The organism is Gelidibacter sediminis, from assembly GCF_004364975.1.
Taxonomy (GTDB): domain Bacteria; phylum Bacteroidota; class Bacteroidia; order Flavobacteriales; family Flavobacteriaceae; genus Gelidibacter; species Gelidibacter sediminis.
Genome location: NZ_SOBW01000011.1, coordinates 38218 through 61703, shown reverse-complemented (window position 1 = coordinate 61703; position 23486 = coordinate 38218). Strand labels below are relative to the sequence as shown.

Genomic DNA, 23486 nt, shown 5'->3' with positions numbered 1-23486 from the left:
AGAATGATAGAATTTTTAGAAAATATAGGCGATTACTTTTCTCAACATTTCTTTGACGAAGATTTTCCAAAGAAAGTGTTTGATAAGTCTGGCTATGGGACTGAGCATATAAAAGAGTTTACAAGCAAGATCGCCCCAATTAGTGAAAAGTATTATAAGTTTAAGAATGATTATCTAAATCTAAGAAGAACAAAAGATAAAGTGCTTCGCACGCACCAGTTCCATACAGAACTATTAGAAGCATTAGGTTACATTAATGGCGTTAGAGCCTATGATGAACCTGTAGTAATGGACGATAATAAAATTATTCCTGTTCGCTACCGTTTCAATAAAAATGACAAGCCTTATCTCTATATAATGGAAATGCAGCCTATGATACAAGTGGGTGATGTAGATGCAGATGGATTATATGAGCAGAGTTATATTAAAGACGATTGGGAAAAAGTACTTCCAAATTCTTGGGATGGTTTTGATATAAGACCAGAGGTAATTAAAGAGGCCTTATCAGAACTGTTTTTACTTCCCGAAGAAGAACGTCCGGTCTATCTTATTATGCTTGCTGGTCCAAAAATATTTTTAATACAGTACGAGAAATGGAAGTTTGATAGTTATTTACTCTTCGATTTAGAAGAGTTATTTACAGTCACAAAAACAGCATCCAATAGAAATTTACTCGCGTTATTTTATGCCTTGCTAGCTAAAAAGCAATTCATTTCTGAAACCGAAAGTATTTTAACTGGTTTAGAAGAAGATGCCCATAAAGCAAGTTATGGCGTAACAGTTACTTTAAAAAGTGCGGTTATCTATGCTGTAGAAGCATTGGCAAATGAAGCTATTGAATACAGATTAAAAAATGCAGCTACGCAAGATGATAAACGTAAGATTGTAGAACTGCGTAACAGCGATAATTTCGCTAGAGAGCTAAAGGATGAATGTCTAAATTTTGTATACCGTCTGCTCTTCCTTTTCTATGCAGAATCTAGAGAGGATTTAGAGATTTTACCTATGAAAGACAGTACCTATCAAAAAGGGTATAGTCTTGAAATGCTGCGTGATTTGGAAATGGTAGCATTAACGACAGAATCTTCTAGGAACGGGTATTTCTTTTCCGAAAGCTTATGGAAACTTTTTGATTTCCTGCATACAGGTTCCAATTTGAAAAATGGATTCCAAATGCGACCTTTAGATTCCCCTTTGTTTGATAATGATGCGCTTATACATCTTCAAGAAATTCAATTTAGCAACAAAGTACTGCAAGAAATTGTGGTTCGCTTATCGCTTTCCGAAAGAACAAAAAATAAAGGTCGTGGTAGAATATCGTATTCTAATCTTGGGATTAATCAATTGGGTAGTGTGTATGAAAGTTTGCTATCCTATTCTGGTTTCTTTGCAAGAGAAGACTTAATTGAAGTTAAAAGTGCTAAAGATAAAAATGGAAGTGACGGTACATTTTTAGTGCCAAAATCAAGACGAGATGATTTTAAAGAAGCTGAAATTTTAAAAGATAGTGAGCACCTAGAACAAGATGTAGTTATACCAAAAGGACAATTTGTATATCGATTAAATGGTAGAGACCGTAAAAACTCAGCATCGTATTATACGCCCGAAGTTTTAACGCAGTGTACCGTAAAATATACACTTAAAGGTATTATTGAAAAACTTAAAGAACAACAAGCCATAGTTGACGGAAAGCTGACAGGAACAAACTGTGCAGATGAAATCTTAAAACTTAAAATACTAGAGCCTGCTATGGGTGCAGCGGCATTTCATAACGAGGTAATTAACCAACTTGCTGTTGCATATTTAGAGTTAAAGGAAAATGAAGAACAAGCAGCTGGCCGTAAACGTATTACGCCAGGTGTTTATAAAGATGAATTGCAGAAAGTAAAAGCATACATCGCAGCAAATAATGTGTATGGTGTAGATTTAAACCCAACAGCGGTAGAGCTTGGTAAACTATCACTATGGCTTAACTGTATGCACAAAAATATGGAAACCCCATTTTTTGCACACCGTCTTGGTGCTGGTAATGCAGTTGTTGGGGCTTGGCTAAAAGTTTATAATGAGAAAGACTGCTCACTAGAATATCCTAAAACAGCATCTGGCGCCATTGCAAAAAAACCATTGCCAAAACCTTGGTGGGACAAAGCGCCTAAACGTATACTTTGGAAGAAAGATGGTACACTTTCGCGAAAGCAAAACCAGATATATCATTTCTTATTAGCAGATGATAATATGGTACCGAGCTATGGTATTAAGTTACTAAAGGAAGAATTATCGGATGTTGAAATAAGTGCCTTTAAAGACTGGCGAAACGAATTTAAACAACCGCTTACCAGTGTTGAAATTTCACGCTTACAAAAGATTAGTAGCGTTATTGATTACCTACTAGAAGAACATTACAAGCAGCAAAAAGGTGTTATTGCAGATACCTCTTCTGTGTATCAAGTGTATGGACAACCTAATCCTCAAATTACAGCAAAAGGCTATGACGAAAAAGAGCGACTTGCTGAGTCTCGTAAAGACCGTTCTGCACCATATTATAAGTTAAAACTGGTGTTGGACTATTGGTGTAGCCTTTGGTTTTGGGATGTACGTGATGTTCGTTTATTACCCAACAGAACCGAATGGTACAATGAGATTGAATCCATATTACAGATAGACAGTAATGAACTTACGCTTGATGGCACTGAGCAAAACATAAAAGAACAAATACGTAAAAAAGCCAAAGCAGGTACTTTATTTGATGATGATGAGCGCATAAAATATGTGGGAGAACTAGCACAACAACACCGCTTTTTCCATAACGAAATTGAATTTGTAGAAGTATTTAAAGAACGTGGTGGTTTTGATGTGATTGTAGGGAATCCGCCTTGGTTAAAGCTTCAGTTTGAGGAAAAAGGGATTATGGGTGAATCCTTTCCTGAATTAGAGATTCGTAAAGTTGCTGCACCTAAAATAAGAAAGCTTCAAGAAGAGTTTCTGAGAGTTGACGTACAAAAAGAAGCCTACTTTAATGAATATATAGCCATAGAATCTGCTGCCACCTTTATGAATGGACATCAAAATTATCCATATCTAAAGGGTCAGCAAACTAATTTATACAAGTGTATCATTGAAAATGGTTTTACTCTTACCGCGAAAGAAGGGTTTATGGGACTTTTGCATCCTGAAAGTATATATGATGATCCAAAAGGAATTCCTTTTAGAAAAGAAATATTTTCAAGATTGGAATATCATTTTCAATTCCATAATGCATTGTATTTATTTTCAGAAATAAAGGATGGAAATAAATTTTCTATCAATGTATATCGAGGAAGAAAAGAAGATGTCAGTTTTATTAATATTGCCAACTTATATCATCCTTCAACAGTAAGTTTGATTTTTAATGCGGGTAAAACAGATCAAATTGTCGGAGGCTTAAAAATTAAAACCGAAGAAGGGTATACTTGGAATTTGTTAGGGCATCCTTCTAGAAAAGTTCTTTTAACTAAAAAAGAATTACAAATTGTTGCGCAAGCTATTGATAACAATGACGCTTGGCAATCAACTAAATTGCCGAACATACATTCAGTAGAGACAATTGAGTTGTTAAACAGATTTGCTTCGTTTGAAACTAAACTTTCAGACTTTAAAAATATAATTACTGAATGCTGGCATCAAACTAATGATGTAAATTCTGGAATTATTAAGGCAGAAACTAAATTTCCAGTTACCTCAAAATATGAGTTTATAGTTAGTGGTCCACACTTGGACATAGCAACACCTTTTGCAAAAACACCAATAGAAAAGTGTTTGCTTAAATCAGATTATGACAACATTGATTTAGTGAGCATTGATGAAAATTTTTATCCTAGAACTAATTATGTTCCAAATATTAGTTTAGAAAAATTCAAAATTTCAGGATTCAATAATGAAAATTATATTGATGACTTTAAGTTGTGTTTTAGAAAAATGTTAAGTCAACCAAGAATACGAACTTTAATAGGCGCATTATTTCCCCCAAAAACAAGTCATATTAATGGTGTAATATCAATTCAATTTAAAGAGTTAGAAAAAATGATTGAACTTTCAGGTTTGGCTAGTTCAATTGTTTATGATTTTTATATAAAAGTGCTAGGAAAATCTAATATGTATAGCGATACTTTAGGAAATATGCCCTTAGGTATGGAGTATCCTATTTACAAGAAAATAGCACTCAGAACCTTAAGATTAAATTGTTTAAATATTGACTATTCAATATTATGGTCAAATTGTTATTTAGATGAGTTTTCAATGGACCAATGGTCTATAAAGGATGATTTAAAATTGAAAAAATTATCAGTAAATAGTGAATCTTGGAGCTCAGATATACCTTTAAGAAATTCGTTTGAACGCAGACAAGCCTTAATAGAGATAGATGTGTTGAGTGCAATAGGTCTAGGCTTATCACTAACAGATTTAATATCAATTTACAATATTCAATTTCCCGTGGTTCAGAAAGCTGAAGACGATACTTGGTATGATAAGCTTGGAAACATAGTATTTACATCAAGTAATAGTTTAGTGGGTGTCGGTTTAGACAGAGGAGATTGGAATTCTATTGCCGCAATGAAAGCAGGCGAAACCTATGAACATACCATTGAAAAAAGCGAATTGTATCAAGGAAAAAAGGTAACCTACTATGCACCATTTGCTAAATGCGACCGCGTAGAAGATTATAAAACGGCTTGGACTCATTTTGAAAAAGTATTTAACGATAAAAAAGAACAGGAAGTCTAACGATGTTGACCAAAGAACAGACCATATTTGCTGAAGATGTACTCAAATTAATTGAGGAAAATCGTGATACCTATAAACAAGTAAAACGAATTACCGCAGATTATAGATTAGAGAAAGGAACAACAGAATCTTACAATGGTAGGCAGATATTAGAGCTGTTACAAAATGCAGATGATGCAAAGACAGACACTGTATTTATTGAACTAAATAGGGAGAATCACACTTTATCTATCTCAAACAACGGAGATCCGTTTTCTGCCGAAGAAGGAATTGCTTCTTTAATGATTGCAAATACTTCTAGTAAAAAGAGAGAGTTTATTGGTAATAAAGGTTTGGGGTTCCGTTCTATTCTTAATTGGGTTACCGAAGTAAAAATTAAAACTAAAACTGATATTGTTGTTTTCTCTAAAGAGATTGCTAAAAAAGAATTTAATGCGCTTCCAGAAGAGGCTCAAAGTAAATTAATTGCAGACAATGAGGATCATTTAAGCGAAGGAGAAGTGCCTTTCGCTATTCTAGCAATTCCAAGACTAATTGAAAACAAAGAACCTTCGGCTTACCAAACTACCATTGAATTAAAATACATTACTGGTAACGAAGAAGTAATAGATGGAATTGAGAGTCAATTAAGTTTATTAGCACCTGAGATATTACTTTTTTTAAATCATATAAAAACCATTGTGGTAAAAGATAGCAAGGGTGTTTTAGATAAAAGTCTTTCCAAAGTCATAAACGAATCTGAAGCCAAAGTATCCATTAACGATGCTACTTGGAACATTATGGATTCTGGAGATGTTTTGTACAATACAGAAAAAGGAAAAGAACAATACTACAGATATAAAATAGCTTGGAAAGATGATTTAAGTGATGTAAACTCAAAATTTTTCACCTATTTCCCAACCCAAGAACGTACACATTTACCGTTTTTAATACACGGAACATTTAATCTTGACCCTACTCGAAATCATTTAAACGATAAAAAAGATAATATCCATTTACTATCAGAAATTGCTAAAAGTATAGGTGATATTGCAGAGAACCACATTAGAAAAGAAACTAGTGATTGGTCTTCCTATAAATTTCTATCTGTAGAAAGAGAAAATGAAAATGAAATACTTACCGATTTTTATAAAATTATAGCAGGTTTTAAGAACACCTTAGAGATATTTCCTTGTGTTGATGGCAGTTATTGCACTTACGAAGACGCAGTGTTTTACGGTGATGAGTTTTCTGATTGGGTACTACGTAACAAAGTAGAATCGTTATTTACCGACCTCATTATTCCGGAGGACATAGAGGCAGATTTAAAGTATGGTTCTGAATATTCTGAAGAAGGATGGCAGGATATTTTAGCTTCAGTTACTGAACATATAATTAGTATACCAGAGCGCGCACAACTCATAAAGCTCTTGACAAGTTGGGCATTTGGAAAAATTCATTCGTCAAAAAACAAAACACCATTACTTATTGATAATGCTGGTGACCCTATTTCTGAGCATAATCAGGCATTTATGATGAACAGAAAGGATATTGAAAAATATTTTATTCCTAAAGCTGTTGAGATTTCATTTATGTCAGACGGCTTATATACTGAATTGATTAAAGTCTTTGAAGAAGAAATTAAGGAAAAACGGATTGAGAATGAACACCGTTCCCGACCTCTTAAAAGGTTGGTTTCAGATATCGTTAATATCGGTTCTAACGATATAACTGATGTTATTAGGCATATTGTTAGTACTTCAGAAAATAAAATAAAAGCTACCGAAGATAATGATGATGACAAATTAAAGATAGTTACAGAAATGGTAAAGTCTTTATTTTCAATTTATCAAGTAAATCCAGATAGGAGAAACAGTATTAACCTTGATGTGCCTTTATTAAATAAAAACTTGGAAGTAAGTTACGGCAAAGACCTCTTTTTGGGTGAAGGATATGATACTGGTAAAACAACAGCCATCATTTTTAAAGACATTTTTGATGATGCCAACTATGTTTTGGACAATGATTATTGGGAGTTAGAAGATAATGGTGTAAGCTACTTAGACAATTTCTTTTTATGGCTAGGTGTAAATAGAATTACAAAAACCAAACAGATAACAGAACAGCTGCATAGAGATAATGAAAACTCATTTACAAAATTTGTTTTTAATCAAACGGGTTGGCCAGAAAACAACTCTCATAAAGAGTATAAGGTAACAGAGATTACAAACTTTGAATCGATAGTTAATCACCCTAACTTTTCAATAGAAATTTTAGTTGCTTGGATAATTTCAGACGGTTATATATCAAGACAATTAAGTTTTGACAATGAAGATACCTTTAGTTACTCTTTTCATAATAAGGTGACACCAGTAAATGACAATCCCTCTTATATTTATTATCAAATAGCAGAAAAGTACTTAAATGGTTTAAATACCAAATTTATTGCAGACCTAGATTTTGCTAAAGAACTAGGCTATAATTCCATAAACTTTGAACATCAGGTTTTCAAAGCGTTAAGTATTAATGAAAATAAAATAATAGATGTATTGCATCAGCTTAAAGTGAGTCGTTTATTTAACGATTTAGAGGTTGACGAAGTGTATAGCATATTACAAGAATTATCAGAGATAGAGCCCGAAGAAAAGTATGCTCGTAAAATTTACAATCTTGCGTTCAGCTTTTTTAAACTTAAAAAGGATTTTGACTATGCCAACAAGGTTAAAGATTATAAACTATTAGCAAAGAAGAGTAATAAGAAAGAGTACATATCTGTTGACAAAGTATACTACAGTGATAATTCAACTTTGCCTTCAAAAATAGCTGAAGATTTTTGGGTTTTCGATTTTCCGAAAAGGTCTGGAGAAAGTCAAATCTCGAAATATTTTGGGGTAAAAACATTCAAAGATGTTGATTTACAGATTTACCAAGACTCTGTACGTGAAAGTGTTGCCGATGTAGAGTTTCAAAAGTGGTTCGAAAAAATTAAGCCATATATCCTAACATACAGGTTAAGTTCAATTAAGGACTCTATTCAAAAAAATGAAGCAGATGAGTTGAAGAAAGTTGATATAAAACTCGTTTCTTCATTAAGGTATGCTATTGAAAATGGGGAATCTAAGAGCCTTCTTTCAGGTGAATTCTTACCCAACCCAACAAGCCAAGGCTTTTATTTATGTGTAGAACAAAACACCACTTTAGAAATTGTAAAAGACACACCAAAAGTATGTGAAGCTTTTGCTGAAATTTTATGTGTGTTGTTTAAAGTGAATGAGCACAAAGACAATTACAGAACAATCTTTAAAGATAAAAACAGTCTCAAAGACACCATTTTTACTATTGAGGTAAATTCTTTAACTGAGCATTATAATCAGGCTTTAGAATTGTTGGGGATTTCAAGAGATGAAAGTCGTTTTTGGTCTAAAGTTTACGAGCTTGGAAATAAGGATTTCCCTATTACAGTAAAGGATTCAGATGAGTTAGCAGAATTGGTGCTCAACGATTTTGGTTTTAAAATCTCGAAGCAATTTAAGAATATTAATTATGCTGATTTTAATGACCAACAATCAATAGAATTTTTGAAAGCAGTAACGAGTGAATTAGAAATTCCAATTTCTCACTTGTTTGATAAGGATTTTAATGGGATTATAAGTTATCATAAAGCGCAGTTTGAAACTACAATTTTTGATCTTAAGGAGGATTTTAATACGTCTTTATGGAAACACTTAAATCAATATAGAGAACTGCACAAACAACTAATTACGTTCCAAGAAGCGTATGAAAACCTTATTCATACTAAAATGATTGAAAACGTTCTGTTAGATAACAGATTTGAATTAGAGCTAAACTATTTAGATGTGCTAAAAGAGGCAGTAAATAAAGAGTTTGGAATTGAAATAGACAAAGATGTAGAAGTATATACAATCAAGATTCTACCTGAATATAAAGTGCTGCTTAAAGAAAATAAGATAAACGAAGTAGATATTGAAGAAGCAGAAATTAGAAGCTTATTGTATTTTAAAGGGAATGATAATGAAATCCTTGGTTATCTAGCAAATATTAAAGATATCAATGATAATGAAGACGATTTTGAACCCGAAGAAGAAGAGACAGGAGAGATTATATTTAGTTCCTCAATGAAAATAAATCCTACTATTTCCAATGGTAAAAACCGTAAGAAAGGTAGTTGGAATCACAGCGATAAAGATGTGAAACGAAACAAGATATCTGGAAAGAAAGCGGAGCAAATAGTATTTAATTCATTAAAGAAAAGTGAGGAAATAGAAAAGGTAGAATGGGTTTCTAGTTTTTCTAATACATCAGATAAATCAGATAACAAACACTATGATATTCGGTATAAATCAATTGATAATCCAAACTGGAAATATTTAGAAGTTAAGTCATTTAATGGTTCTTATTTTCATTTAAGTAGGGCGGAAAAAAACGAAGCGATCAAGAGAAATAATGATTATGAAATTGCTCTAGTAATTGATGGACAAGTACATATTTTAAAAGATTATTTTAATGAAGATGTTGATTTTGATAACAATGATTTGTTTTTTGCATCGCCATCAGATTATATAATTTCATTACAACTAAAAAAAGAACAGTAAAAGACTATGCTACCATTACTACAAGCAAATGAAATAAAACGTGCGGTAGTAGATTACTTAAGATCTACTTTCAATTTTGAAGATGCAGCATTAGACCAGTCTTTTGAGGCCTTTCTTTTGAATGAAAGGAGAGGTATGTTTAAAGGGCCCTATATGCAACTTAGACTACCGTTTGATAAAATCACATCCGATAGTGATAAAGAAATTTTTGAAAAATCCTTATTTGTAAAACCACCCTTTGACCCCTACCACCACCAATTCGCTTCATTTGCTAAATTGTCTACCAGAAATGGGCATAATCCTGAACCTGTAATTCTAACAACCGGAACAGGGTCTGGTAAAACAGAAAGTTTCTTATTCCCTTTATTGGATTATTGCTATCAGCATAGAGATACGCCAGGGATAAAAGCAATAATTCTATATCCAATGAATGCATTGGCTACGGATCAAGCGAGAAGAATTGCAGAAGAAATCAACAATTTTGAAGATGCCGATGGTAAACACGTTTTACAAGGAAAAATTCGTGCAGGCTTATTTATTGGTGAAGGAAAAGATAAAAATGGTGTGCGTAACACAAGAATGGGTGAAGATCATATCATAGAAGATAGAGATACCCTTGTAAAATCACCACCAGATATTCTATTGACAAACTTTAAGATGCTTGATTTTGCTTTATTGCAATCAAGATTTCACAATTTATGGCATCATAATTTAAAGAATACAAGCTTGCTAAAATTCATAGTTTTAGACGAGCTTCACACTTATGATGGTGCAAAAGGTTCGGATGTAGCAAACTTAATACGTCGCTTAAAACTAAAACTTAAACTTCCAAAAGATCAAATTATCCCTGTTGGAACTTCTGCAACATTAGCAGGAGGAGATGAAGGGAAACAAGAATTAGTTGAGTTCTTTTCTAAAGTTTTTGGTGTTAAAGTAACCATAGACTCAGTAATAGAAGAACAAAGGCAAGAGCCTGATGAGTTTTTTGCAGATACTCTTGAAGTCCCTAATGTAAATCTTAAAAATATAGCACAATGTGCATTTTTAGAGAACGATACTTATGAAACCTATTTAGCTCGACAACTACAATTTTGGAATTACGAGGATTTAAACCCGAGTGAGTTAGGAATAGCTTTAAAGAAAAACGAATGGTTTTTTGAGTTACTTAAAATTTCAAAATCTAAAGTGGTTGAAATTAAACCACTACTAATAAGATGGAAGGACAAAATTGATGTAGACTTAGAACCAGATAATGTAAGATTATTATTTGGCTCGTTATTGTCGCTGATTACCTATGCTAAGGAACAGTCGGGTAAAAAGCAATTTCCGTTTCTTTATTTACAAATAACCTATTGGTTACGCAGTCTTTCCAAAATCGTTCGCAAGCTTCAACCTAGTCCTGTTTTTGAATGGGAAAGTGACAGTAATCCAAATGACAAGGCAAAATCATTGCCACCATACTTTTGTCGTGAATGTGGCGGTAGTGGTTGGATAGGAATTAAAAAAGAACAAAATGTTCATTTTGAAGAAGACTTAAAAAGAACTCGTCAACATTTAATAGCAAATAATCAAAACAAGAACCTTTATTTTATTAGTAGCCTACAAGATAAAGGGTATACAGAAACCTATGCGTCAGATTACAGTCATTCAGGCGATGAAATTGATGGATATTTACATCCGCATTCTCTAAGTATTTACGATAATTATGAAAGTCCGGAGTATTTTAAAATTTTAGGTACTCGCATTGTTGACGGTAATAGAGTAGATAAGATTTGTCCGCATTGTAATTCAAGAAATACCTTAGCTTTAATTGGTACAGGAGTGCCAACATTAGAATCTATTGCTACAGCTCAAGTTTTGGCAACTGCTACAGACCCAACCAACGACCGTCAAAGAAAACTGTTGGCGTTTACTAATGGAGTCCAAGATGCAGCCCATCAAGCGGGATTCATTGAAAATCGAAATTTTCGTTTTGGAATGAGGCACGCCATCCAAACCATACTGAAAGGTTCAAAAGAACCAGTAAAATTATCTGAAGTGTATGAGCGCTTTATTGCGTATTGGAGAACAAACTCAGATGATGAAGGCAAAGGAAATCTTGAAGCGTATTATTACAAATTCTTTCCACCAGATTGCGAAGCAAGATTAGAAATAACAGATTATCAAAATAAAAGCGGAAAATTTAGTGCAGTTTTTGACCAAGAATTCTCGAATAGAATGTCTTGGGAAATATGGGCTGAGTTTTCTTATCGAGCAATCATTGGTCGTACCCTCGAAAAAACAGGAGCTTCAGCGACTCACTTTGATAGTGGATTGATGGGAGAAGTCTATGACCAGATGAAGTATTGGCTAGATGAAAATGAATTAGGTAGTGCTATTGATAAAGAGCCTTTCCTTAAGTTTTTAAATGGCTTTTTACACAGGTTGAGAACAAAAGGAGGTGTAGATCACCGCTACTTGAAAAAGTACAGGACAGAACGTACAAACTCTTATTTAATAGGGCATAGAGGAAATGTAAATCAACAATTCTTTTTAATGAAAAATTTTGGACCTTCATCTAGATTGCCAAAGTTTTTAGCACTCACAAGTGGACCAAATACAAGAGCTTTTGATGTGGTACAAGCAGCATCGAAGGACAATTGGTTTAGTGCCTATTTTAAAAAGTGCTTTCAAACGATTGTATCTGAAGAAAAAGAACTAATTAATGATTTCTATGCACAACTTTTAGCCTATTTAGATTCAAACAGAATCTTAGATACACGAGTGGCAGCTGGTGTTACTAATTATGGTTTAGCAGAAGATAGCATTTATGTAAGTTCTGATGTAACCTTTTTTGGCTGTGTAAAATGTGGTCATAAAGTAAATACGGGTTCTAATGGAGCAGATTTAGTTAACGATATGAAATGCCTTCAATATAGGTGTAATGGCCATTATGAAGTTATTGAAAAATCTCAGCTAGATTACTATAGAATGGTCTATAACAGAGGGCGCTCATTAAGAATTTTTGCAAAAGACCATACAGGGCTTATAGATAGAAACGAAAGAGAAAAATTAGAGTACGATTTTAAAAAACAACCTAAGCAAAATAGCACCAATGTATTAGTGGCAACGTCAACGCTAGAAATGGGTATTGACATTGGAGACTTAAATGTGACATTTAATTCATCACTTCCACCAGAAACTGCAAACTATTTACAGCGTATTGGACGTGCAGGTAGATCTAGTGGAACATCTATGATCTTAAATCTAGCTGGAAGGGATGAACACGATCTCTATTATTTTCAAGACCCTCAAGATATGATGAGTGGTGAAATTAAAACACCAGCTTGCTATTTAGAGGCGAAAGATATTCTGAAAAGACATTTTATGGCCTTTTGCTTTGATAATTGGGCAACCTTAGACCCTGAAGAAAATAAAATCCCACCCTTGGTTAGAATGCTAAGTGTTAAATCACTTAGGCCTGGTGACCCTAATTTTCTATTTCAAAAAATAGCAGCTTATATAGAATCAAATAAAACGGAGTTATATGAAGCATTTGTTGACCAATATAAAGACCAATTAGGAGAAAATTCTAATAGTTTGTCATCAATATTCGAGGACTTAAGTTCAGGGAGATTAGTAAATCGTCTAACTGTAATTCATAAAGATTTACTTGCAGAGCTAGAGTATTACGCAAAGAAAGTGAAGGATGTAAATAAAAGATTGAGAAGCTTGCCTGAAACTGGTAATGAAACTATTATTTTAAAGAATGAAAAGCGAGCTTTATCAAGCGCTATTTATAATATTCATAGGCGAAATGTCATAGAATATCTAACAAATATAGGCTTACTTCCAAATTATGCTTTTCCAGAGACAGGTGTAACCCTCAATGCTCAAATAAAAAGGAAAAAGCAAGTTGATGGTAAGACAGAATATAAATACGAAGATTTTAGTGAGATAGTAAGACCTAGCTCTTCCGCGCTAACCGAGCTTGCACCTGCAAATACTTTTTACTCACAAGGCTATAAATTAAAGTCGGAAGGCTTAGAAATAAAATCTCAAGAAGATTATGAAGAACACCGTTTTTGTAGTAATTGCGACCACGTAAAGAAAGAGATTGATGTTGAAGAAGAACATCAAACTCAATGTCCTGTTTGTGGTCACGGCTCTTGGTCTAGTTTGAATAATCGTAAAGTACTAGTTAAACTTCAAGGGGTTTTGTCTGTTAATGACAAGGAGGATTCTAAAATAACAGATTCTTCAGATGACAGAGAACGAAAATTTTATCAAAAATCAGTTCATATAAAAATTAACCAATCTTCTTCTCAGGGAGCTCACGTACTAAAGAGAGTTCCTTTTGGAATAGAATTTTTTCAAGATGTTGAGTATTTAGAAATTAATACAGGAATTAGAGAAGAAGGTTTCTTTGGCACAAGAGAAATTGAAATAAACGGTGAAAAACACCCTCAAGTAGGTTTTGTGGTTTGTAAAACCTGCGGCAAGTCGACGGAAAGACCTTTATCAGCTAGGGAGTTAAGCGATAGGCGAAGAGCATATCACTTTCCATATTGTTCGAATAGAGAAGCTATTTATGACGATACCATCGATGACGTATTTAATGAAATCTATTTGTATAGAAAGTTTAATACAGAAGCATTATCTATTTTGTTGCCTATTCAAGAATTTAGGTCTGAGGAAAGAATCGCTTTATTTAAAGCGGGTTTACAACTAGGGCTTAAAGAATATTTTAAAGGCAGACCAGACCATATTTTGATTAGAGAAAATGAGATCTTTAACAAAGCTTCAAATAGAAAAGACAAGTATTTGGTTTTCTATGAAACAATACCAGGAGGTACAGGTTATTTATCCAAGTTATTTGATACCGAGGTGTTTACAGAAATTCTTAAAAAAGCATATGAAAGAATTGCTTTTTGTCCTTGTAAACAAGAGGGTAAAGATGGTTGCTATAGGTGTATTTATACTTATGGAAACCAATATGAAAGAACAATTTTAAGTAGGTCTGAAGCTCAAGAATTATTTTCAGATATTATTGAAAAAGCAGACGAATGGAATAGCATTGAGAGCCTACAAAACGTAAGCACATTTGCTAACAACGAAGAATCTGATTTAGAACTGAAGTTCGTAACATTATTAGAAACATTATCAGACCGATACAAAGGATCTTCCTTTAAGCCAGATAATGAAAAAGGGCTTAAGATTTATAGACTGAAACTGGTCTATGGAAATAACGAAATTGTTTACAAAATATATCCTCAAAATTTAGGAAGAGTCCTTCAAGGGGTAACGTTAAAGACGCGCCCGGATTTTGTAATGTCTTGTGTTCGTATCTCAATTAATGACAAAGAAAGGTCTTTAGATGATATAGAAAAATTAAAATCTATTGCTATTTACCTAGATGGATATGAATTCCACGCAAGTGAAAATCACCCGAGATTTCCTTCTGACTTGGCAATAAGGAATAACATTATAGATTCTGGAAGGTATAATCAATGGACATTTACTTGGGGAGATTTTTCTGAAAATATGTTTAACGAAAAAGATATTCTTGGATTAAAGCAAGATGAGAAAGTCATTAAAGATAAGTTTTTCCTAAAGCATCCTTCATTTAAAGGCTATGACGTTTCTGACATATTTCTCAATAATAATATAACTAGATTCTTCCATCTAATTATTAATCCAATAACCAATATTGATTTAAAAATGTGGTCAAGTTTGGCACTCTTTAATTCACAGTCTAAAATGATGGGAATGTTTTATAGTCCCGATAATACTGAAGCTATATTAACTCATAGAAGTGTTTCTAAAATTGAAAAAGCACCTCAAGGACTTACTAATTATGTTTATGCTGATGGCATAAAGTTTAAGGATGAAGCCACATTTGGAGTATTTATTCGCCCTCAAGATTTTCTGTTAAAAGCTTTTGGTGGATTCAAGATTGTTCCGTTTTGGGAAAAAGAAAATTGGATTAAATTTTGGAAAATTTATAATCTAACACAATTTCACAATATAACTGTTGAGTCATTAGATGCTGAAATTAAACCACAAGTGGTCGTGCCTAAAAATGAGGTAAGCAATGAAGTTCTCTCGAATTTTGATGAATCTCTGCACGATATTGTTAGGGTATTATTTAAAAATAATATTGAGTTTAATACTGAGTATGACTTTGATCTTATTGAAAGCGATATAATTATTGCCTCGGCAGAATTAGGTACACATACCAAGAAAATTGTTATCAATCCATTTGATGAAGAATCAAAACAAACATTTATTAAGAACGGATACAAAGTATATAGTCCGGATAATTTTAAATTAGAAGATTAATATGAATCACGCAATAAAACTATTTATACACGATTCTTTTTTCGATGCTTTTTCAGCACTTCCTAGAAAAATTCAAAAGAAGACAAGGGAGTTTATGAAAAAGTTTAAGGAAGACCCTAAGTCTAGTGCAATCAATTACGAAAAGATAAGTACGTTTAGAGACCAGTCTTTGAGAACTGTAAGAATTGACCAAAAATATCGTGCTATCATTCAAGCGCCAGAAGAAGGAAACGGTTATCACTTGCTTTGGGTGGATAATCACGACGAGGCGATGGACTGGGCTCAAAACAAAGTCTTTGAATGGAATTCAAGTACACAGTCCTTTCAAATGTATGATAAGCCAGCTACGGAAGATCGTAAAGTAGTTGCAAATGATAAGGTTCAAAGTTCACCAGTTCTATTTAAAACCTACACAGATTCTGAACTTACTCAAATTGGAGTACCTAGCGACTTATTAGAGCTTGTAAGGAGTATTGAATGCGTAGAACATTTAGAAAGCTATGCTTCAAATATCCCAACAGATGTATATGAATACCTCTATTATTTATCTGAAGGCATTTCAATTGAAGATATATTAGAAGAGATAGAAGCTGGTAAAGTTCAAGATTCAGAAGAGCTAAGTCCTAATGCTCAGAAGAGTGTTTATGTGCTTACTGAAGATAGTGATTTAGAAAATATACTTTCAGGAGATTTTGAAAAATGGAAACTTTTTCTTCATCCATCTCAACGATCAATAGCCTATGGAGAATTCAAAGGGCCATTAAAAGTAACTGGAAGTGCTGGAACAGGTAAAACAGTATGCGCATTACATAGAGCAAAACATTTAAGTCAAAAATTAGAAACTTTTGATAAGCCAATATTGTTTACAACCTATACAAAAAGTTTGACCCAGTATTTAAGCTCTGTAACAGAAAAGTTTAATATTCCAGAAAGTGAAATTGAAATAAGCAATATTGACAAATTGATATTTGATATTTCTAAAAATTCAAAGGTGATTGAATCATCATCTGGAATGATAAATAGTTCTCAAGAACTAGAAATATGGAAAGAGATTATTGAATATAATCCATCAACCTTTGATGAAAGGTTTCTACAAGAAGAATATAATGATGTTATTTTATCCAATTCGGTTGATACATTAAGTGAATATTATAAGACATCAAGAATAGGTCGTTCGGTTAGAATAGGTCGTCAAGATAAAACTCAAATATGGGAATTATGTGAGGAGTTTAAAAAAGCTAAAGAAGCCAATTTCACAAAGTTTGAACTTTGTAATTTACTTATAGCTCATTATAGAGATAAAGAAGACAAACCATTTTCTTATATTATCTGTGACGAAATTCAAGATTTTTCCAATCTAGAATTGACCTTGTTAAGATTATTAGTGACAGAAAAAGCAAACGATTTATTTTTAGTTGGCGATCCATTTCAAAATATTTATGGTAGGAGAATTAACTTTTCTAAATCGGGAATACACATAAGAGGAAGACGGTCTAGGAAATTAAAAGTCAATTATCGTACGACAGAAGAAATCAAAAAGAAAGCTGTAAGTGTTCTCTTTGATGAAGTCTATGATGATTTTGATGGAGAAGCTGAGACAAATGCAGGCTACGTAAGTTTAATGCACGGTGCAGACCCTTTATATCAAACATTTTCTAATCCAGAGGAAGAAGATTCCTATATCATTGGAGAAATTCAAAAGCTTTTAATTAACGACAATGTAAGTCCTAGTGATATTTGCATTGCCGGTAGAACCAATAAACTTGTTGATGACACCAAAACTCTTCTAAACGAATTTCAACAGAAGTATACAGATATTAAAGCAAGTAAAAGACCGAGCGAAGCTGTGGTTGTATCAACGTTTCATAATTTGAAAGGACACGAGTTTAAGCATTTATTGGTAAGAGGCTTTAGTAAAGACCTTGTGCCGTTTAAGCATCCAGATTTTGACACTTATTCGGATATTCAAAAAAGAGCATATCTAAAACAAGAAAAATCACTTTACTATGTAGTGTTTTCAAGAGCAATTCAAACACTAATCATTACGGGCATTGGTGAAAAATCGGATTGGATAAAATAATAATTTGTTATGTTGGAAATGATACACACTTATAGTAATCGAAAGGTTGGTTTTTAGGTTATAAATTCAACAAACATTTTCCTGCATTGGGTATAGCTGTAATCTTATTGCAACAGCTTATATCAATTCTCACAATTTAATATCATTATCTTTACTGTCCGATTTCAATAAAACAATGACCGAAACAAACCGCATAGAATATAAACGAGAATTGTCCGATGGACTCGAAAAAGAGGTCATTGCTTTCTTGAACTACCGTGAAGGTGGCATTATTCATATCGGCATCGATAAGGATGGAAATACTTACGGATTGGCAGATGCTGATGGCGACCAGTTAAAGATTAAGGATAGGTTAAAAAACAACATCCGCCCTTCCGCCCTTGGTCTGTTTGATATTGTGAGTGAGGAAAGGGACGGCAAGAACATTCTGAAAATCATAGTGGCCAGCGGTCCAGAAAAACCATATCATCTTAAAAAATACGGGATGAGCGAAAAGGGTTGTTTTATTCGCTTGGGTTCAGCGGCTGAACCGATGCCCCAAAAAATGATAGATGAGCTGTTTGCTAAACGTACCCGAAATTCCATCAGCAAGATTAAAGCAGGACGGCAGGATTTAGGCTTCGGACAGCTAAAAATTTACTACGAAGAATCTGGGTACACCCTTGGTAAAGCTTTTGCAAAGAACTTGGAACTACTTACGGAAGATGGTACTTTTAATTATGCCGGCTATCTTTTGGCAGACAAAAATAACACTTCAATTAAAGTCGCCAAATATTCAGGCATAACCAGAACAGACTTAATAGAAAGCAACGAATATGGTCACGAATGTTTAGTTAAGGCTACTAAACAAGTGATAGATAAAATTGCGGTCGAGAACAGAACAACCACAAAAATCACATCAAAAGAAAGACAACAAGCCAACCTTTGGCATCCCATCGCCTTGCGAGAAGCCATCATTAATGCGTTTGTGCATAATGACTATACCAATGAGATTACCCCAAAGTTTGAGATTTTTACCGATAGAATCGAAATCACATCAGCTGGTGGTCTTCCGGAAGGATTGAGCAAGCAAGAATTTTTTGAAGGCTTTTCAGTTCCACGAAATAAGGAACTGATGCGAATTTTTAAAGATTTAGAACTGGTTGAACAATTAGGTTCTGGCATCCCTCGTATTTTAGAACACTATGGAAAAGAGAGTTTTAGTTTTTCCGATAACTTTCTTAGAATGACTTTTATTGCTAAAGAAGTTGCTGATGAATCTACTATTAGAGAAGATCGTCAAAAAGGTGGTGTAACAGGTGGTGCAATGGGTGGTGTAACAGGTGGTGCAATAGATGCTATAGATATACTTACTAAAAGACAAAAAGAAGTACTTAAACTAATTGCAACCAATACTACTATTACTTATACTGAAATAGCTGAAGCTTTAGGCATCAATGAATCCCCTGTGGGCAAACATATTAATGCGCTCAAAACCAAAGGGTTTATAAAACGCCACGGTGGCACACAAGGTTATTGGGAAATTAATCTCGAAAAAAATCAGTAAGTATCCTTTTAAAAAGGCGATTTATCCTTTGAGCCTCTCGTATCCGCCAACCATTTGCCATTTTGCTTAACCAGTTTAAAAAGACCCGGTGTCTTATCATAGGCTGTAGTATATTTTACCCAAGCCACGTCACCCATTATCGTATCCTGCAAAACTGTAAAGTTTGAATCATCCTTTACCGTCGCATTGAACATATTTATAGTATTCATATAATTAGAATATGCCTGTGGTGTTGAGTTGGCTTTTAAAGCTTCCTCATCTTTTTCATAAAAGCTTTCGATGACGATTTGGGCTGTGGCACTTGGTCCCGAAATTTTAGTATCAGAATCGGCACAAGAAAGGAACAGCAGTACGAGCGAGAAAACGACAATTTTTTTCATAATATTCTTAATTTGGGTTATTGATATATCTATGTGATATTTTCAGTTCAATGTTTCGTTCGCCATCCTTTTCATTCAATTCTAAAATCGCCCTACGGTCATTAGATAATGAAAATTTGGGCAATACATAAACGAAGCGCACAGTTTCACTTTCTGCAATTTTTGAAGGCAGATTGTGTTTGTACGTTGGTTCTTGATACAGGCGTTGCAACGATTTTCTTTTCCCTTTTTGTCTTGTTTCAATCGAAAGGTTTAAGAAATTCAAATCGTAATCCAAAGTAGAATTATTCTCAATCTGGATAACGAAGTAGAGTTCTTCCTTATCAAAAACAACATTTTCAACAGTCAAGACAATGCCTTGCGTTCGCTTCTTAATCCGACCGATACGCTGGTTTCTGTTAAGAAGATACGAGCAGAATTTTTGATAGTAATACGTTCTATTATCTACACGTTCTTCAGAAGATTCAGCAAGAATCGAATCGACCTTAATTGGTTTCTCATTTCCGATACTACTTGATAGCGGAATGAAATAATTGAGCTTAGATAGCTGTTTTTTATATCTTACAATATACGAAAAAATTGAACCATTTCTATTGACTACCAACAGATTACTTTCCTTCCCAGGCTTTGCCTGAAGAAGTCCAAAATACTGTTCTTTTTCACGATTGTAGGTAAATACAAAATTATCTGAACCGGTTATTCCTTGCCGAATAGGTTCAGGGAAGAATAATGCAACGTTTTTGGTGTCGTTGGCATATATGGTATCGAGAACTGTAGTTGTTTGCGCTTTCGCGAAAGCGGAAATCAGTATCGCAAATATTAAAATTGTTGCTCTCATAATTTAGGTTTTAGAATTAATTTATAATTATTCAATACCGTAACTTTTACGTTTCGGTTGTTACGTCTGAGTACTTTGGATATACCACCAACTTGTGGTACGGTAGGAATGTTGATATCGCCAATAATATCGTCCAAGACTTCGGTGGTGGCTTCTGCCCGAAAATTGTTCTGTACGTAAATACCTTCACTACCATCAGATAAATCAAAAGCTTTGAGTTTTGTAGGATGGTGCTTTATGTTTTCAATTTCAATGAGCGCACGATTAGGTTGAAAGCTTATAAAACCGAAAATAGGTGTGTTCTTTGGCATCAGCTTACCATTAATGGTAGCTGTTTTGGTAAGGCGCATTCGTAATCTGGTATTCGCTTTGACTATTTGGTCGCCATCTACTACTACGTAAATTGTTTCATCAGTATTACCGATGATTGAAAACTCGTTGGGTTTTGGCGATGCGGCAAAGAACAATTGATGTTCTAAGCCTAATTCTTTGGCTTCAATTTTTTGTTCTCTTTTTACTTCAGTAGAATCAATTTTTGATACCGCTTTGCGAACAGTTCTTTTCTGTCCTAAGTTTTGGTATCGTTTCGATGTATATTGAATTTTGCCAGCTTCATAGATGCTATCTACAATACGCTCTTTTTCGCGTTCTGGTAAATCTGGGTCGTAGAATCCCAAGGAATCAATGAGCTTTTCATCATAGATGCTGGGCGCGTTATTTTCACGAACTTTCTTTAAGTCATTTATAGCATCCAGTTTAGAGTCGTATTCTTTTTGGTTTTCCTCTAAATCAGGCACTAAGGTCTGTTTTAGGTTTTCAGTTTCAGTATCATCATCGCCTAATACCATTACAGAATAGGAAATCAGGAATATGAAAATCACAGCCAATACGGCAGCGAATACTATTTTATTCTTTTCAACTTTCATCGTTTAGTTTTTTTAAAGTGTTCTCGAAGTAATTTGTAATTAGAAGTCCGTGCGGATTGTTGGGAAAGTTTCGGTCAACCATAATCAGGTTTCCTGTTGAAACCAATTCGTAGGTGTCAATTATTGAACCTCTGTTAATTTCAAAAATGGTGGTGGTTGTAAAACTATATGAGCCATTATTTTCGTTTATCCTTGAGTCAATACTCAATACTTTTTGAACCAATGAATACTGAAGCAATCGGTTATAAACGCCATCAGCTTTCTTCTGACGGTAAAGATTGTCCACAGAACTATTTCCTAACCAAAGTGCTTTTTCCAAATTCCTTTCATAGTTACTGGCATCGATGTTATAGAAGTAGTTGTGGAACAGTTCTAAATGTGCCAGAGCTTCGACTCTAAAATTCTCTTTTTGAGTTACGAGCTTCAGCGGAATAATGCTACCATCTGTATTTATTGCAAATGCACTATTGAGCGCATTTTTATTAGTTGTAAATGCCATCCAAAGTGAAAAAGTGCTGGAAAGCATTGCAAAAATGACAACTGCCAGTACGATAAATCGATTCATTTTCAGGACGTTGTATATGTTTTTGTAAGGTGTTTTCATTTTCATTTGAATTAGCTGGTAAATAATCTAAGAGTAAAGGATGTAGCTCGTTTGTACAATTTGAATTTCAGGAAAACAATAAATGCAACAGAACCCAATTGAACAACAGGCGCAAAAAAACCTTGACCTGTATCGGTACCAAATAAGTTGACCCAAAAATTGGTGTTGATTTCCGTATAAATAGCGTTAACAAATACATTGACTAAAAAGAATGCCGGCACTAACATATATACAGCAGCATACAACTTGAAGAATGTATAAGCAAGTGAACGGAATTTTTCAAATACTGCAAGGCTAATGACCAAAGGGAAGAACGCTTGCATTATCCCCAAAAGGAAAAAACGCTCTGCCAAAAACAACGGATAAATGAATAGGTCAAGAATCCAAAGTATAGTGCTTAGAATAAATGCCAATATCTTAAACCCATACAATGGTGTTACTAAAGCTTCGTATAAAAGGGTCATTGCTGAGCTTGCAGCATCAAAAAGACTTACGTCTTCCTCTAAAGGAATGTCCTGCATTTGTAATGGTAATAACGCAGGTGCTGTGCCCCTATACTGCCCCTCGATGGCCACCAATATCCCATCAAAGAACCCTAACACCTGCGTTGAGAAAATTACTAATATGACAATGGCAAAATTCTTCATCAAGTCCCCTGGGCTCAATCCCCAAGTATAACCATCTTTATCCGCAACACCTTCGTTGTACTTTTTCAGGATGTTAACCAGAAAAAATAGGACAGCGAGCGTTTTCATTCCGGCAATAGTGTATTGCGAGAAGTTGCTGCTCTGTATGGTCTGGAACACCGCATCGATGTATTCCAACCCAATCCCTAAAAGTATAGTTGCGGTCATTTTTAGTAATCTGTTTCTCGGTTATTTACTTTATCCTGCATTTTTCTGAAAGAAATAATATCTCGATACCGTTTTGTTTTAGTGGTAATGGTAGAAACCATTTGTTTCGATTCTTGCTCTTTAACTTTGAGTATTTCGGCGCGTTCGGCATCGCTCATTTTTAGGTAATCGCTGGATAAAACTTCATCAATAAAATCTACCGTTTCTAATGAGTTTTGGACTATTGCATCGAATGATTCCATAACTCTTGAAACTTCATCGGGTTTGATGTAGGGCGAGTTTAAAATATCCTGTAAATCATTTTGCATTACATTGATAAGGCGCTGATTATTGTCTGCAATTTCTTGGACAGCGTTGAGTTGTTGAACTACGCTTGATACTTGCTCGATGGCTTCTTTAGCATCCTTTAGGAATTTTACAGACTTAATCATTTGAGCGGTCTGTTTACCTGATTCCAACAGTTGTTTTACCAAACTGATAAAATTGGTATTGTCATAAGTGGGCATTCCTTGGGCGGTAGCATTACCTGACATAAACAAGGTCAGAGCTACGGTCATTACTAAAATTTTGATTTTTGTCTTCAT

11 protein-coding genes are annotated in these 23486 nt (G+C 34.0%); 5 read left to right on the top strand and 6 right to left on the bottom strand.

What is annotated here, in order from left to right:
* Positions 1–3 precede the first annotated feature (3 nt).
* The 5 genes from BXY82_RS14955 (at position 4) to BXY82_RS14935 (ending at position 19300) form a co-directional block, all read left to right on the top strand.
* Complete coding sequence (locus BXY82_RS14955; RefSeq protein WP_133759035.1) at positions 4–4761, top strand: Eco57I restriction-modification methylase domain-containing protein; 4758 nt, start codon at positions 4–6, stop codon at positions 4759–4761.
* Between the two features lie 2 nt (positions 4762–4763).
* A complete protein-coding gene (locus BXY82_RS14950) occupies positions 4764–9353 on the top strand; it encodes a sacsin N-terminal ATP-binding-like domain-containing protein (protein WP_133759034.1) in 4590 nt (1529 codons plus the stop codon).
* A 6-nt stretch (positions 9354–9359) separates the two neighbouring features.
* The gene (locus BXY82_RS14945; protein WP_133759033.1) at positions 9360–15674 is read left to right on the top strand and encodes a DEAD/DEAH box helicase; all 6315 of its coding nucleotides are present in this window, start codon (positions 9360–9362) and stop codon (positions 15672–15674) included.
* 1 nt (position 15675) lies between these two features.
* Positions 15676–17754, top strand: coding sequence for a UvrD-helicase domain-containing protein (locus tag BXY82_RS14940; RefSeq protein WP_133759032.1), 2079 nt, complete (start codon positions 15676–15678; stop codon positions 17752–17754).
* Positions 17755–17929: 175 nt separating this feature from the next.
* Positions 17930–19300, top strand: a complete 1371-nt coding sequence (locus BXY82_RS14935; protein WP_092132122.1) for an RNA-binding domain-containing protein — start codon at positions 17930–17932, stop codon at positions 19298–19300.
* An 8-nt stretch (positions 19301–19308) separates the two neighbouring features.
* Here BXY82_RS14935 and BXY82_RS14930 read toward each other — a convergent pair whose 3' ends face one another.
* From BXY82_RS14930 to BXY82_RS14905, 6 genes are read right to left on the bottom strand one after another with little or no spacing between them, the layout of a single operon-like run.
* On the bottom strand, positions 19309–19680 hold the full coding sequence (locus tag BXY82_RS14930) for a hypothetical protein (protein ID WP_133759031.1): 372 nt from the start codon (positions 19678–19680) through the stop codon (positions 19309–19311).
* Between the two features lie 7 nt (positions 19681–19687).
* Entirely contained in the window at positions 19688–20518 is an 831-nt protein-coding gene (locus BXY82_RS14925; RefSeq protein WP_133759030.1) for a DUF4138 domain-containing protein, read from the bottom strand.
* Positions 20515–21444, bottom strand: a complete 930-nt coding sequence (gene traM, locus BXY82_RS14920; protein WP_092132128.1) for a conjugative transposon protein TraM — start codon at positions 21442–21444, stop codon at positions 20515–20517. The genes BXY82_RS14925 and traM overlap by 4 nt, the downstream gene beginning before the upstream one ends.
* The gene (locus BXY82_RS14915) at positions 21434–22048 is read right to left on the bottom strand and encodes a conjugal transfer protein TraK (RefSeq protein ID WP_092132436.1); all 615 of its coding nucleotides are present in this window, start codon (positions 22046–22048) and stop codon (positions 21434–21436) included. Before BXY82_RS14915 ends, traM begins: the two co-directional genes overlap by 11 nt.
* An 11-nt stretch (positions 22049–22059) precedes the next feature.
* Entirely contained in the window at positions 22060–22902 is an 843-nt protein-coding gene (locus tag BXY82_RS14910) for a hypothetical protein (protein WP_092132131.1), read from the bottom strand.
* Positions 22903–22904: 2 nt separating this feature from the next.
* Positions 22905–23486 carry a conjugal transfer protein gene (locus tag BXY82_RS14905; protein WP_116769712.1) on the bottom strand — a complete coding sequence of 194 codons (582 nt, stop codon included), beginning with the start codon at positions 23484–23486 and terminating at the stop codon, positions 22905–22907.

Coding starts and splice junctions, on each gene's coding strand:
- BXY82_RS14955 (WP_133759035.1), top strand. CDS start 4: ATGATAGAATTTTTAGAAAATATAGGCGATTACTTTTCTCAACATTTC.
- BXY82_RS14950 (WP_133759034.1), top strand. CDS start 4,764: ATGTTGACCAAAGAACAGACCATATTTGCTGAAGATGTACTCAAATTA.
- BXY82_RS14945 (WP_133759033.1), top strand. CDS start 9,360: ATGCTACCATTACTACAAGCAAATGAAATAAAACGTGCGGTAGTAGAT.
- BXY82_RS14940 (WP_133759032.1), top strand. CDS start 15,676: ATGAATCACGCAATAAAACTATTTATACACGATTCTTTTTTCGATGCT.
- BXY82_RS14935 (WP_092132122.1), top strand. CDS start 17,930: ATGACCGAAACAAACCGCATAGAATATAAACGAGAATTGTCCGATGGA.
- BXY82_RS14930 (WP_133759031.1), bottom strand. CDS start 19,680: ATGAAAAAAATTGTCGTTTTCTCGCTCGTACTGCTGTTCCTTTCTTGT.
- BXY82_RS14925 (WP_133759030.1), bottom strand. CDS start 20,518: ATGAGAGCAACAATTTTAATATTTGCGATACTGATTTCCGCTTTCGCG.
- traM (WP_092132128.1), bottom strand. CDS start 21,444: ATGAAAGTTGAAAAGAATAAAATAGTATTCGCTGCCGTATTGGCTGTG.
- BXY82_RS14915 (WP_092132436.1), bottom strand. CDS start 22,048: ATGAAAACACCTTACAAAAACATATACAACGTCCTGAAAATGAATCGA.
- BXY82_RS14910 (WP_092132131.1), bottom strand. CDS start 22,902: ATGACCGCAACTATACTTTTAGGGATTGGGTTGGAATACATCGATGCG.
- BXY82_RS14905 (WP_116769712.1), bottom strand. CDS start 23,486: ATGAAGACAAAAATCAAAATTTTAGTAATGACCGTAGCTCTGACCTTG.